Annotated in this window: 11 protein-coding genes; 4 read left to right on the forward strand and 7 right to left on the reverse strand. The window is 70.3% G+C overall.

The window, feature by feature from the left end:
- Window positions 1–18: 18 nt before the first annotated feature.
- Genes ACSP50_RS31470 through ACSP50_RS31480 form a run of 3 tightly spaced genes read right to left on the reverse strand, consistent with a single transcriptional unit; the run spans window position 19 to window position 3676 of the window.
- Window positions 19–870, reverse strand: coding sequence for a sugar ABC transporter permease (locus ACSP50_RS31470; RefSeq protein WP_014693348.1), 852 nt, complete (start codon window positions 868–870; stop codon window positions 19–21).
- Window positions 867–2423, reverse strand: coding sequence for an ABC transporter permease subunit (locus ACSP50_RS31475; protein WP_014693349.1), 1557 nt, complete (start codon window positions 2421–2423; stop codon window positions 867–869). The genes ACSP50_RS31470 and ACSP50_RS31475 overlap by 4 nt, the downstream gene beginning before the upstream one ends.
- Entirely contained in the window at window positions 2423–3676 is a 1254-nt protein-coding gene (locus ACSP50_RS31480; RefSeq protein ID WP_014693350.1) for a maltose ABC transporter substrate-binding protein, read from the reverse strand. The genes ACSP50_RS31475 and ACSP50_RS31480 overlap by 1 nt, the downstream gene beginning before the upstream one ends.
- A 183-nt stretch (window positions 3677–3859) precedes the next feature.
- Here ACSP50_RS31480 and ACSP50_RS31485 point away from each other — a divergent pair, with 183 nt between their 5' ends.
- A complete protein-coding gene (locus tag ACSP50_RS31485) occupies window positions 3860–4909 on the forward strand; it encodes a LacI family DNA-binding transcriptional regulator (RefSeq protein ID WP_043512559.1) in 1050 nt (349 codons plus the stop codon).
- A gap of 569 nt (window positions 4910–5478) precedes the next feature.
- On the opposite strand, the gene dapE is transcribed toward ACSP50_RS31485, so the two are convergent.
- A complete protein-coding gene (gene dapE / locus ACSP50_RS31490) occupies window positions 5479–6540 on the reverse strand; it encodes a succinyl-diaminopimelate desuccinylase (RefSeq protein WP_014693352.1) in 1062 nt (353 codons plus the stop codon).
- 74 nt (window positions 6541–6614) lie between these two features.
- On the opposite strand from dapE, the gene argH reads away from it, so the two are divergent.
- Both argH and ACSP50_RS31500 read left to right on the forward strand, forming a co-directional pair.
- The gene (gene argH, locus ACSP50_RS31495) at window positions 6615–8051 is read left to right on the forward strand and encodes an argininosuccinate lyase (protein ID WP_043512562.1); all 1437 of its coding nucleotides are present in this window, start codon (window positions 6615–6617) and stop codon (window positions 8049–8051) included.
- 196 nt (window positions 8052–8247) lie between these two features.
- A complete protein-coding gene (locus ACSP50_RS31500) occupies window positions 8248–9414 on the forward strand; it encodes a glycosyltransferase family 39 protein (protein WP_014693354.1) in 1167 nt (388 codons plus the stop codon).
- 341 nt (window positions 9415–9755) lie between these two features.
- Here ACSP50_RS31500 and ACSP50_RS31505 read toward each other — a convergent pair whose 3' ends face one another.
- The 3 genes from ACSP50_RS31505 to ACSP50_RS31515 form a co-directional block, all read right to left on the reverse strand.
- The gene (locus ACSP50_RS31505) at window positions 9756–10400 is read right to left on the reverse strand and encodes a DUF4232 domain-containing protein (protein ID WP_014693355.1); all 645 of its coding nucleotides are present in this window, start codon (window positions 10398–10400) and stop codon (window positions 9756–9758) included.
- A 72-nt stretch (window positions 10401–10472) separates the two neighbouring features.
- Window positions 10473–11156, reverse strand: coding sequence for a hypothetical protein (locus tag ACSP50_RS31510; protein ID WP_014693356.1), 684 nt, complete (start codon window positions 11154–11156; stop codon window positions 10473–10475).
- An 82-nt stretch (window positions 11157–11238) separates the two neighbouring features.
- Window positions 11239–11862, reverse strand: a complete 624-nt coding sequence (locus tag ACSP50_RS31515; RefSeq protein WP_014693357.1) for a TetR/AcrR family transcriptional regulator — start codon at window positions 11860–11862, stop codon at window positions 11239–11241.
- Between the two features lie 128 nt (window positions 11863–11990).
- On the opposite strand from ACSP50_RS31515, the gene ACSP50_RS31520 reads away from it, so the two are divergent.
- A complete protein-coding gene (locus ACSP50_RS31520; RefSeq protein ID WP_014693358.1) occupies window positions 11991–12887 on the forward strand; it encodes an alpha/beta hydrolase in 897 nt (298 codons plus the stop codon).
- The last annotated feature ends 66 nt before the right edge of the window (window positions 12888–12953 follow it).

A 12953-nucleotide genomic window follows, 5' to 3' on the forward strand; every position in this document is an offset into this window, starting at 1 on the left:
ATCAATCGGTGGAGATAACTATCCCTTGACCGCGCCCGCGCTGAGTCCCTCGACGATGTAGCGCTGCAGATACATGAAGACGCCGACCGTCGGGATGGCGGTGAGCAGGGTGCCGGCGCAGAACATGCCGAAGTTGGTGTTCCGGTCCGAGCCCTGGACCAGGCCGTACAGGCCGACCGCCAGGGTCTTCGAGGCGCCGTCCCGCAGGAACAGGTTGGCCAGCAGGAACTCGTTGATGGTGCCGATGAAGGCGAGCAGGCCGGCGACCGCGATGATCGGCGAGACCAGCGGCAGCAGGATCCGGAAGAAGATCCCGGTGTGCGAGGCACCGTCGACCGTGGCCGACTCGTCCAGCTCCTTCGGCACGGTGTCGAAGAAGCCCTTCATCAGCCAGGTGTTCACGCCCAGCGCGCCGCCCAGATAGAGCAGGATCATGCCCCACCAGGTGTTGAAGCCGATTTCGGGCCACAGGTCGGTGATCGTCGAGAAGATCAGGAACAGCGCCACCACGGCCAGGAACTGCGGGAACATCTGGATCAACAGCAGGAACAGCAGGCCGGTACGACGGCCGGAGAAGCGTCGCCGGCTGAACGCGAACGCCGCGAGCGCGGACAGGAAGATCGAGCTCGCGCTGGCCAGCCCGGCGATCATCACCGAGTTGAGGAACCAGTGCGGGAAGTTCGTGTCGGTGAACAGCCGGGAGAAGTTGTCCAGCGACGCCCCGCTCGGGATCAGCGTGCTCGACGACAGTGTGCCCAGCGGGTTCAGCGCCGCGGAGAGCACGAACAGGATCGGCCCGAGCGAGAAGACCACCGCGAGGACGGCGACGAGGTGCCGCCAGCCGGTGTCCTTGAACCATTTCGCGGTCATGAGTACACCTCTTCCTGAGCCCGGGTGCGCCGGAAACTCACCGCGGAGACCACCGCCACGATCAGGAAGATGAAGATCGAGATGGCCGCGGCGAAGCCGTACTGGGCGCCGGACCCACCGAAGGCCAGCCGGTACGTGTAGGTGATCAGCAGGTCGGTGGCGCCGCTGTTCGGATTGTCGGCCGGGAACGGGCCGCCCTCGGTGGTCAGGTAGATCGCGTTGAAGTTGTTGAAGTTGAACGCGAACGACGAGATCAGCAGCGGGGTCAGCGCGACCAGCAGCAACGGCAGCTTGATCGCCCGGAACGCCTGGAACGGGCCGGCGCCGTCCACCTTGGTGGCGTCGGTCAGCTCGGCCGGGATCGCCTGCAGCGCGCCGGTGGTCACCAGGAACATGTACGGGTAGCCGAGCCAGAGCTGGACCAGCAGCACCGCCAGCTGCGCGGTGATCGGCGTGCCGAGCCAGTCGACGTGGATCCCCAGCACGTTGTTGATCAGGCCGAAGTCGGTGTTGAACATGTCCCGCCAGACCAGCAGCATCGCGAACGACGGCATGGCGTACGGCAGCACCATCAGGATCCGGTACAGCCCGCGGAAGCGCATCCGGGTCGACTGCAGCGCGATCGCGCAGAACATGCCGAGCAGGAAGGTGCCGCCGGTCGAGCCGATCGCGAACAGGAAGTCCCAGATCAGCGTGCCCACGAACGACGAGCGGATGGTGTCGTCGGTGAGCACCCGGGTGAAGTTGGCGAACCCGACGTTGACCTTCCAGCCCTGCGCCAGGCGTTCCCCGTCGGTCGCGACGAACGCGCCCTGACCGTCGTCGGCCTTCCACACCTTGCCGGTCGTCGTGTCCCTGATGCTGTCGGTCGCCGGATCAAAGGCGCGAACAGCCTTTCCTTCGTACGCCCGGGAGAGCCCCGCCGAGCGGATCGCGCCCGCCGCGGTCGGCACCGCGAAATCGGTGATCTCCCTGCTGCGCGCGCTGGCCTCACCGGCGTTGAGCACGGTGTACCCGGCCGGCACCCCGTCGACCGGCTTGAGCCCGCCGGCGTCGCCGAGCGAGACCTTGCCGGTCTTCGGGTCGGTGATCAGGAACGCCAGCTGGTCACCCTTGGCCAGGATCTTGAGCTGGTATTCGGTGGAGCCGGGCACCCGGGTCACCGAGGCGGTCTGGATCGCGGTGATCGCCTCAGCCTTGTTGCCCCGGTGGCCGTCACCGAAGTTGGTGAACGCCGTACCGGCCGTGTACAGCACCGGGAAGATCTGGAAGATGATCAGGAAGATGGTGCCCGGCACCAGGTACTTCGCCGGGATGTGCCGCGGCGACAGATACAGGTAGAGCAGCCCGGCGGTGGTCGCGGCCAGGATGCCCAGCCCGATCCAGTGCTCGCCGCCCGCCAGCGGGAAGGCGGCCCACACCGCGATTGCCACGACCAGGCCCAGCAGCACGATCTTGATGCTCTGGCTGCGCAGCGAACTGCTCTTTTCCACTTCGGCCTCGGGGGCGGGAAGGGCCCGCGTCGCGGCGGGCCCTTCGAGCTGCGTCGTCATTACTTGGTGATCGCGGCCGAGATGGTCTTGGCAGCGGCGTCGACCGTCGACTTGGCGTCGGCGCCACCGATGACGGCGGCCTCGGCCTTGCCGAACGGCTCCCAGATGGCGGCCATCTCGGGGATCGCCGGCAGCGGAATGGCGTTCTTACCGGCCTCGGCCCACTTGGCCACGTCCGGGTCGTTCGCCTTGACCTGGTCCAGGGCGCTGGTCAGCGCCGGCGGACGCGGGTCGGCCTGGTAGAGCGCGACGGCCAGCTCCGGGGTGGTCACGTAGTTGGTGACGAACTCCTGGGCCAGCGCCTTGTTCTTGCCCTTCGCCGCGACGTAGAAGGTCTGCACACCCAGGAACGGGGTGGCGTCCTTGCCGCCCTTGAACGGCGGAACCGCGGTGATGTCGTAGTTGATGCCGGCCTTCTTGGCGTCCGCGGTCGCCCACGGGCCGGAGACCAGGAAGGCGCACTTCTTGCCGGTGAAGGTGGCGACCGAGTTGTCCGGGCTGATCGAGCGCTTCAGGGCGCCGTCACCCTTCTCGCCCAAGGCGCGCAGCTTCTCGAACGCGGCGACCGAGCCGGGCTTGCCGACGCCCAGGTCCTTCGGGTCCAGGTCGCCGTTGCCGGCGGCGCCGAACAGGTAGCCACCGGCCGAGGCGTACAGCGGGTAGGCGTGGTACGCGTCGCCGGTCGGGCCGGACTGCAGGCAGAGCACCTCCGACGCCTTCTTCTCGGCGACCAGCTTCTTGCCCTGCGCGACCACGTCCTCGATGGTGGCCGGCGCGGTCGGCGCGAGGTCGGTGTTGCGGATCAGGCCGATGTTCTCGGTCGCGTACGGCACGCCGTAGGTCTGGCTGTTGAACGTGACCGCCTTGAGCGCGCCCGGCTGCAGGCCACTCTTCTGCGCGTCGGACAGCTGCACCGGGTCGATGGCGCCGTTCTGCACCAGGTTGCCGATCCAGTCGTGCGCGCCGACCATCACGTCCGGGCCGCTGCCCTGCTGCGAGGCGGTGAGGAAGGTGGTCTGCTGGTCCTTCGAGATCGCCTGGATCTTGACGGTGACGCCGTTCTCCTGGCCGAACTTGTCGGCGAACGGCTTGAGCGCGGCGGAGCGCTTGTCGTCGGCCCAGATGATCAGCTCGCCGGTGGCGGCGCTGGCCTTGGGGCCGGCCGAGGTGCTGGTCTTCTTGTCGCCACAGGCGGCGGCGCCGACCAGGCAGAGCATGCTCGCCGCGATGACGCCGGCGGTGCGGATGCGCATGAAAATACTCCCGTCAGATACGGATTAGCGCGTTAAAAGGGGTGTCTTGGGCCCGGACATAGCTCGGCGCCCACAAGATCGGTAAGGTGTCGTCCTTGTTGCCGGGACGTTAGCAAGCTCTTGCAGTCAATGGAAGGGCTTGCAGGCTGATGGCCGGTAACGGCTCGGCACTACAGTGACAACATGCGTGCACGGATGGCGGACATCGCCCGTCAAGCCCAGGTCAGCGAGGCGACGGTCTCTCGCGTCATCAACGACCGCCCGGGCGTCTCCCCGGAAACCCGGCAGGCGGTTCTCACCGCCCTCGACGTGCTCGGCTACGAGCGCCCCGAGCGGCTGCGCAAACGCAGCGCCGGCCTGGTCGGCCTGGTCGTGCCCGAGCTGGACAACCCGATCTTCCCGGCGTTCGCCCAGGTCATCGAGTCCACGCTGGCCCAGAGCGGATACACGCCGGTGCTCTGCACCCAGTCCCCCGGCGGGGTCACCGAGGACGAGTACGTGGAGATGCTGCTCGACCGGCAGGTCTCCGGCATCGTGTTCGTCTCCGGCCTGCACGCCGACACCACCATGGACGTCGAGCGCTATCACCGCCTGCTCGCCCGCCCGCTGCCGATCGTGCTGGTCAACGGGCACACCGACGGCATCGACGCGCCGTTCGTGTCGTGCGACGAGCAGCTCGCCGGCGACCTGGCGGTGGGTCACCTGGCCTCGCTCGGCCACCGCCGGATCGGGATGATCTCCGGTCCCCACCGGTTCAGTCCGGTGCAGCGCAAACTCGACGGCTACCGGGCCGCCATGCAGCGTGAGCTCGGTGTCCCGGCGGCCGACGCCGACGACCTGGTCGAGCTCACCCTGTTCGGTGTCGAGGGTGGCGAGGTGGCCGCGGAGCGACTGCTCAACAAGGGTGCGACCGGCATCATCTGCGGCTCCGACATGATGGCGCTGGGCGCGATCCGGGCGGCTCGCCGGCGCGGCATGCGGGTCCCGCACGACGTGTCGGTGATCGGTTTCGACGACTCGCCGCTGATGGCCTTCACCGACCCGCCGCTGACCACCCTGCGCCAGCCGGTCGCGGCGATGGCGGTGGCCGCCGTCCGGTCCCTCGTGTACGACATCAACGGCCATGGCTCGCCCAGGTCAGAGTACCTTTTCCGGCCCGAGCTGGTGGTCCGCAGCTCGACCGCGATGGCGCCGGCACACCGCGCTCTGACCGCCGACGCCTCGGCTGCCTGACCCGCACCGCCCGGGAAACTTGCTGCAACTTCTTGCGCAATCCGTCAGACAGGGGCGCGGTAGCGAGCGAGAGAGCGTGTTCTCGGCCTCTTTTGAGCGGCCGACGTCCACGCAGGTGGCATGGCCGGCGCTGCAAGAGGCGGCGATTTCCCTGCCGTCCGCGAGCATCCCTGGCAAGAATCCGCGCGCGAAGCGGCCCATCCGGCGCTGCGCGTGCGGGTGCGGTCACTGAGCGCTGAGAAAGTCGCTGCTAGATCCGGTCATGCCGAGAAAGTGATAGAAATCACAAATTTTTCTGAACCGGTTAATCGCCCGCGCGGTTGCTCTGTTCGCTTTCACGACTTATCGGGCAGGCTCTGCTCGGTTCTTGCAGCGGTTGGTGGCGGAACCGGTTCAGTTTGCTGAGGAGCCGCCAAACGGGGGCGGCAAGGGCCGACACCACGCGGCGGGGCGCTGCTGCATCGGGTGGCACGGCGCGGCGGGACGCTGCTGAGCGGGGCTGAGCACGGTGGCACCACGCGACGGGGCGGGGCGTGGTGCCACCGTGCTCATGACGTACGAAATAAGGGTTAGGCGGTCAGCCAGGTTTTCAGGTTCTCGAGGGCGGTGTGGATCTCGGGAATCGGGACGAACTCGGTGTCGGTGTGGGCCTGCAGCGGATCTCCGGGGCCGTAATTGATCGCCGGGATGCCGAGGGCGGCGAACCGGGAGACGTCGGTCCAGCCGAGTTTGGCCTGCGGTTCGCGGCCGACTAGGTCGACGAACTCCTTGGCGGCCGGCTGGTCGAGGCCGGGGCGGGCACCGGGTGCGCGGTCGGTGACCTCCAGGTCGAAGCCGGCGAAGACCTCGCGGAGGTGGGTCTCGGCGGCGTCGGGGTCGCGGTCCGGGGCGAAGCGGTAGTTCACGAAGATGGTGCACAGGTCGGGGATGACGTTGCCGGCGATGCCGCCCTCGATCTTGACCGCGTTCAGGCCCTCCCGATACTGCAGACCGTCGACGATCGGCTGCCGCGGCTCGTAGGCTCGCAGGATGTCGAGCACGGCGCCGGCACTGTGGATGGCGTTGCTGCCCCGCCAGGAGCGGGCGGCGTGCGCGGCGACGCCCGGGACGGCGATCCTCACCCGCATGGTGCCCTGGCAGCCGCCCTCGACCGTGCCGTCGCTGGGCTCGCCGAGGATGGCGAAGTCGCCGGCCAGCCACTCCGGATGGTGGCGGACCAGCCGGCCGAGACCGTTCAGCCGGGCGGCGACCTCCTCGTGATCGTAGAACACATAGGTGACGTCGTAGCGCGGCGCGGTCAGGGTCGCGGCGAGGTGCAGCATGACGGCGACGCCGGCCTTCATGTCCACGGTGCCGCGACCGCGCAGCACGTCACCGTCCTCGACGACGGGCAGATTGCCGGCGATCGGCACGGTGTCGAGGTGACCGGCGAGCACGACCCGGGTGGGGCGGCCGGTGCTCGTCCGGGCCACCACCGCGTCACCGTCGCGCAGCACCTCCAGGTGGGCATACGCGCGCAGGGCGCTCTCGACGGCGTCGGCGAGCCGCTTCTCGTCGCCGCTGACCGAGGGGATGTCGCAGACCACCCGGGTGAGGGCGACCACGTCGCCGGTGAGATCAAGATCAGCCATGATGCAACTTTATCAGATCTCAGGTATTATTATGCAGGCGTTAAAGTCAGCGGTAAGTCCCGAACGATCAAGGAGTGGGTGTGCCGGAGAGTGACGAGCCGACCCGGCTCTGGGGTGCCCGGTTCGCCGGCGGCCCGGCCGAGGCCCTGGCCAGGTTGAGCGTCAGCGTCCAGTTCGACTGGCGTCTCGCGCCGTACGACCTGCTCGCCTCCCGGGCCCACGCCCGCGTGCTGGCCAACGCCGGCCTGCTCGACGCCGAGGAGCTCGGCCGGATGCTGGCCGCCCTCGACGACCTGGAGCAGGCCTGCACCACCGGCGAGTTCCGCCCCACGATCGAGGACGAGGACGTGCACACCGCGCTGGAGCGCGGCCTGCTGGAGCGCCTCGGCGCGCTCGGCGGCAAGCTGCGCGCCGGTCGCTCCCGCAACGACCAGGTGGCCACCGACCTGCGGCTCTACCTACGCGATCACGCCCGCGGGGTGGCCGTCGCGCTGATCGAGCTGGCCGACGCGCTCACCGAGCAGGCGGCCCGCAACGTCGGCACCCCGGCCCCCGGGATGACCCACGTGCAGCACGCCCAGCCGGTCAGCTTCGGGCACTGGCTGCTCGCCCACGTGCAACCGCTGCTGCGCGACCTGGACCGGCTGCGCGACTGGGACGTGCGCACCGCGATCAGTCCGCTGGGCTCCGGCGCGCTGGCCGGCTCGTCACTGCCGCTCGACCCGGCCGCGGTCGCCAAGGAGCTGGGTTTCGCCGCCCCCGCGCCGAACTCGATGGACGCCGTCGCCGACCGGGACTTCGTCGCCGAGTTCCTGTTCATCACCGCGCTGATCGGCGTGCACCTGTCCCGGCTGGGCGAGGAGGTGGTCCTCTGGACCTCCACCGAGTTCGGGTGGGTCGAGCTGGACGACGCGTTCGCCACCGGCTCCTCGATCATGCCGCAGAAGAAGAACGCGGACATCGCCGAGCTGGCCCGGGGCAAGAGCGGCCGGCTGACCGGCGGCCTGGTCGCGGTGCTGACCATGCTCAAGGGCCTGCCGCTCACCTACGACCGGGACATGCAGGAGGACAAGGAGCCGGCCTTCGACGCGGTCGACACCCTGGAGCTGCTGCTCCCCGCCCTGGCCGGGATGATCTCCACGATGACCGTCCGGGTGGACCGGCTCGCGGCCGCCGCCCCGGTCGGCTTCTCGCTGGCCACCGAGGTGGCTGACTGGCTGGTCCGGCGTGGCGTGCCGTTCCGCGACGCGCACGAGATCACCGGCAAGCTGGTGGCGCTCTGCTCGGCCCGGGAGTGCGAGCTGGAGGACCTGACCGACGACGATCTGAAGACGGTGAGCGAGCACCTCGACCCGTCGGTGCGCGAGGTCCTGTCGGTGTCCTCGGCCCTGGCCGCCCGCACCACGCCCGGCTCGACCGGACCGGGCCCGGTGCGCGACCAACTCGCCACGGTGCAACACAAACTGGACACCTGGCGGCAGTGGGCGGTGGAGAAGGCCGTCCCGCGCTGATCCCCCGCGACGGCGGGGTTTCTCCGGGAACCCCGCCCTCGGCGGTGCCGGCTTGCGTTACGCTCCACAACGATTTCCATCGATCCGTCTCTGTGGGGGCGCTCCCGTGGCTGAACCCGGTTCCCTTGCGGAAGCCGTGACCGAACGCGCTCCCCGCGCACCAGCCGGCACCGAACCGGGTCCGCGAGCCGGGGCGTTGTCCGCCATCGGGCTCTACGTGGTGCTGCGCGTGCTCAGCCTCGAGGTGATGTACGCGCTCGCCGCCCAGGCGCACAGCCGCTCCCCCGGCCGCCAGGTCTTCCCGGACGGGTCGATCGGCAACCAGTGGCGCAGCTTCACCTCCGCGGCGGACGCGCTGCTCTCCTGGGACGGCCGCTGGTATATCAAGATCGCCGGCAGCGGTCTGGGCGGCCCGGTCGGCGCGGTCGACGCCGACGGCGTGCCCTACGAGCTGCGGCTGGCGTTCTTCCCGCTCTACCCGTGGCTGGCCCGGCCGTTGACCTTCCTGCCGTTCGTCAACCCGGTCGCCGCGTGCCTGATCGTCTCCCTGATCTCGGCGATCGCCGCGGCGTGGGGCATCTATGCCGTCGGCCGGCTGATCCGCGATCACCGGACCGGGCTCATGCTGGCCGGCGTCTGGGCGGTCGCCCCCGCCGCCATGACGCAGAACGGCGCGTTCACCGAATCACTGTTCACCGCCCTCGCCGCCTGGGCGCTGTGGGCCGTGCTCACCAGACGCTGGCTGCTGGCCGGTGCGCTCGCCGGCCTCAGCGGCCTGAGCCGCCCCACCGCCGCGGCCCTGATCGGCACCGTCGGCCTGGCCGCGCTGATCGCCGCCGCCCGCCGGCGCGACGGCTGGCGACCCTGGGCCGCGATCGTGCTGGCCCCGGCCGGGCTGATCGCCTACCTGACCTTCGCCTCGGCGCGCCTCGGCGGCTTCGACGAATACACCAGCATCCACGCGAACACGTTCGGGGCACGCTGGGACCACGGCGCCAACACCGGGAAGATGGTCAGCGACATCCTGCTCGGCGTGGACGACGACAACGCCGCCAAACCGATCCGGGTGATGTCGGCGCTGTTCCTCGCCGGATTCATCGTGCTGCTGGTGCTGCTGGCCGGCCGGGTGCCGTGGCCGGTGACCGTCTACACCGCGGCGATGCTCGTCCTGGCCGCCGGGACCAGCACACACATCTCGATGATCGGGCGGCATCTGATGCCGGCCTTCCCCGTGCTGCTGATCCCGGCGATGCTGCTGGCGCGCGCGTCGAACCGGAATCTGGGGATCGTGCTGGGGGCGTTGGCGTTGCTCTCGGGGTGGTATGCGGGATGGTTGCCGTTTATTTCCGGGCAGGCGATCTGAGTTCGTTCGCCGTCGCCCCTGCTTCTTGGGGACGGGCACGTTCCGTCTTCGCCGCGGCGGGCACGCTCAGTTTTAGCCGCGGCGGGCACGCTTTCCCTTCGCCCGGCGGGCACGCTTTTCCTTCGCCGCGGCGGGTGGGCGACCGTCGTACGGCGCAATCGGGATTTTGTTGTTGATCTTGCCTTTTCCGCTCGGATCATCCGCAAGCCTCGGCTGCATCGGCGGTGGCGACGGTGGCGCCGTCATCGCATCCGCTCACCACCGCGACGATCGCGAGCGTCACGGATCCGCTGATCGGCACGCCGTCATCCGCGCGCTTCCGGACGCTTTCCGAGGCCGGGTCACGGCAGCGGGATGTCGGATGCGACCGGGTCGGACGGGGCCGGAGCCGGCGGCGACGAGGCCGGCGCGGCGGTGGTGTCCGGAACCGCCACCCAGGGGCTGATCCCGAAACGGCCGGTGCTGCCGAGGTCGAGGTCCGCCTCGACGGTCTGGGCCGGGCGGCCGGCGAGCGGCTCGATCCGCAGGAAGGTCGCATCGACCGGGGGCTTGCGGATGTCGTCGTAGGTGTTGCGCCAGGCCACCGCCGCGCTGGCACGCTGACCCGGCCCCAACGTCACCGGCCGCGGCGGACCGTCCCACGGCATGCTGGAGCCGACGATCTCCGTGACCCCCTGCAGGACCTGAAGGTCGAGCGGCGCGCGGTCCTCGTCGAGTGCACGCACCACCGGGTAACCGTTCAGCCGATAGGTGCGGGAACCGCAGTTGACCAGGGTGATGCCGCGGACCCGCAGGCCCATCGCGGCGTCGCCCTCGTCGAGCTCCAGACGGACGCCCTCCGCCGGGCACCGCGAGCCGGGGTGGGCGGACGAGGGTGTCGATACCGGGGGCGTCGGTGTCGCCACCGTTCCGGAGGAGGTCTCGGCGGCATGACCACAGCCGGCGAGAAGGCCCAGGGCGATGAACGGCACGACGCGACGACTCACCCTGGCCATCCTGCCCGACCGGGGCAAGCCCCGCCGGGTGCCGATGCGGCTGCCCACGGGTCACCCGGCCGCTCAATGCCGATGCAGCTCCAGCGGGTCGTCCGCCATCGCTCGCAGCTGCTCGGCGACCCGGAACGCGTCCACATCCGACTCCGGCCGGCCGATCACGATGGCGTCGGCGAGCGCCCGGAGCTCGACCGGTGGCAGGCGGTCCAGGCTGATGCCCTGCAGCGCGAGGGTCACCTTGCGCCCGGTGGCGGGCTCGCGGGCCACCAGGGTGGGCACCCGCCGCACCCGCACCGGCCCGGAGTCGCTGCTGTCGGTGTGCGTGACGATGCCGGCGGTGACGTCTGCCGTCGCCAGGTCGACGACGCGGGTGCCGAAGGTTCGCCGGACCCGCAGCCTCGACCCGTCGAGCCAGGCCGCCGACCCGCGCACCGAGGCCACCACGATGAGCAGGCCCACCAGCGCGAAGAGGCCACCGGCCAGCAGGCCGGCGATCTGGAAGGCGGTGAGGCCCTCGTGCAGCCAGTCGCAGGTGGTGACGCCGGACGGCAGCGCGTCGGCCGGAATCCCGGCGACGTCGCCGGACGTCACGCAGTCCGACATCGCCCGGAACGGGTCGAACGAATCGGCGAACACGTCCGCCGCGGCGAACAACACGCCGGCGCCGGCGAACACGAGGCCGAAGGCGGCCCCGAAGATGCGCCCGCCGACGGTCGACCCGGTCGAGAGCTTCCGCGCCTGGTTGTCCATGCCCGCAGCATAGGGCTGGCCAGCAACTATCCGGCTCCGCGAAAGTGCCGGAGATTCCGGCCGTCCCGGCTGGGCCGATGCCCTAAACCTGGACGAGATCGAAGCCGGACGGCCCGGAACGCTCCGGCTGGATCTGGCGCAGGCCGGTGACGAGCAGCGTGACGATGCGGCGGACGTCGTAGTTGGGGTCCTGCACGGTCCAGGCGACCAGGTCGCCGACGGCACGGATCAGCTCGTAGGGCCGGATGTCGGCGACCACCTCGCCGGACGCGGTGGCCGCCCCCAGCAGCTCGGACAGGACCGGGACCAGGCGGTCGAGAAAGAGCTGGTGCAGCTCGGTGAAACCGGCGTCGTCGCCCTGCCACACCTTCGCCAGGCCGTGCTTGGTGCCGAGGAAGTCGACGAACAGGTGGACCCAGTCGAGCAGGGCGGCGAACGGGGTGGGCGCGGCGGCGAGCAGGGTCGGGCCGGCCTCGGCGCAGGCATCGATCTGGTGCCGGAAGACCGCCACCATCAGGGCCGCCCGGGTCGGGAAATGCCGGTAGAGCGTGCCCATCCCGACGCCGGCAGCGGCGGCCACCTCGCGGACCGTGGCGTCGACACCGGAGGTGGCGAACACCTCGGCGGCCGCGGTGACCAGCGCGCTCTCGTTGCGCTCGACATCCGCCCGGCGTCTCGGCGGCGCGCCTCCCGATTCCTTGCTCACCCCCCGATTGTGCCATGCCGAACAGCCAACCGGAGCAATGCTCCCCTCGCCCTTGCGAAACGGAGCGTCGCTCCGTACGGTGAAACGGAACGCCGCTCCGGTCCGGGGCGGCCCCCGAAGGAGCCACCATGCCGATCCTGTCCCTGAAACCCGTCGTCCTGCCCGCACCCGGCCGCGGTGACGACCTGCAGGTGCGGGTCTCCGCACCGGCCGCCGGCACCGGCCTGCCGGTGATCGTGTTCGCGCACGGTTTCGGCGGCGCGATGGACTGGTACGACCCGCTCGTCGACCACTGGGCGGCGAACGGTTTCGTCGTCGTCCAGCCCACCTTCCTGGATTCGGCGACGCTCGGCGTGACCCCGGCCGATCCGCGCCATCCGACCATCTGGCAGACCCGGGTCGACGACCTGAGTCGGGTCATCGACGACCTCGCCCCGATCGTCGAGGCGGTGCCCGGACTGGCCGGCCGGGTCGCCCACGACCGTCTCGCCGTCGCCGGCCACTCCTGGGGCGGGCAGTCCGCCGGGATGCTCCTCGGCGCCCGCGTCCTCGGCGCCGACGGCCGGCCCGGCGCGGACCGGACCGATCACCGGGTCCGCGCCGGTGTCCTGCTGGCCACCACCGGGCTCGGCGGGGACCAGCTGGCCCCGTTCGCCCGGGAGCACTTCTCGTTCATGAACCCGGACTTCGACACGCTGAAGACGCCGACCCTGGTCGTGGCGGGTGACGCGGACCAGTCGGCGCTCTCGACGCGCGGGCCGGACTGGTTCACCGACGTCTACCACCTCAGTCCGGGGGCGCAGGGTCTGCTGACAGTGTTCGGCGGGGAGCATCTGCTGGGCGGCATCCACGGCTACCGCGCGGCCGACACCACCGACGAGAGCCCGCGGCGGGTGGAGCTGATCCGCCGCGCCTCGACCGCGTTCCTGCGCACGGCGCTGGGCATCGACGCCACGGCGTGGCACACCGAGGTCGACGCCGTCCGGGCCACGCCCGACCCGGCGGGTCGCATCGACACGAAGTGAGCCCGGCCGTGATGGGATGAGGCGGCTGAGGTTCCATGCGCCCGACCGGCCGGGCCGGACGCGTCG

The organism is Actinoplanes sp. SE50/110, from assembly GCF_900119315.1.
GTDB lineage: Bacteria > Actinomycetota > Actinomycetes > Mycobacteriales > Micromonosporaceae > Actinoplanes.

What these genes read in the sequence shown, in the direction of transcription:
- ACSP50_RS31475 (WP_014693349.1), bottom strand. Translation starts at nt 2,423, where the DNA reads ATGACGACGCAGCTCGAAGGGCCCGCCGCGACGCGGGCCCTTCCCGCC.
- ACSP50_RS31485 (WP_043512559.1), top strand. Translation starts at nt 3,860, where the DNA reads ATGCGTGCACGGATGGCGGACATCGCCCGTCAAGCCCAGGTCAGCGAG.
- ACSP50_RS31520 (WP_014693358.1), top strand. Translation starts at nt 11,991, where the DNA reads ATGCCGATCCTGTCCCTGAAACCCGTCGTCCTGCCCGCACCCGGCCGC.
- ACSP50_RS31480 (WP_014693350.1), bottom strand. Translation starts at nt 3,676, where the DNA reads ATGCGCATCCGCACCGCCGGCGTCATCGCGGCGAGCATGCTCTGCCTG.
- dapE (WP_014693352.1), bottom strand. Translation starts at nt 6,540, where the DNA reads ATGGCTGATCTTGATCTCACCGGCGACGTGGTCGCCCTCACCCGGGTG.
- ACSP50_RS31470 (WP_014693348.1), bottom strand. Translation starts at nt 870, where the DNA reads ATGACCGCGAAATGGTTCAAGGACACCGGCTGGCGGCACCTCGTCGCC.
- ACSP50_RS31510 (WP_014693356.1), bottom strand. Translation starts at nt 11,156, where the DNA reads ATGGACAACCAGGCGCGGAAGCTCTCGACCGGGTCGACCGTCGGCGGG.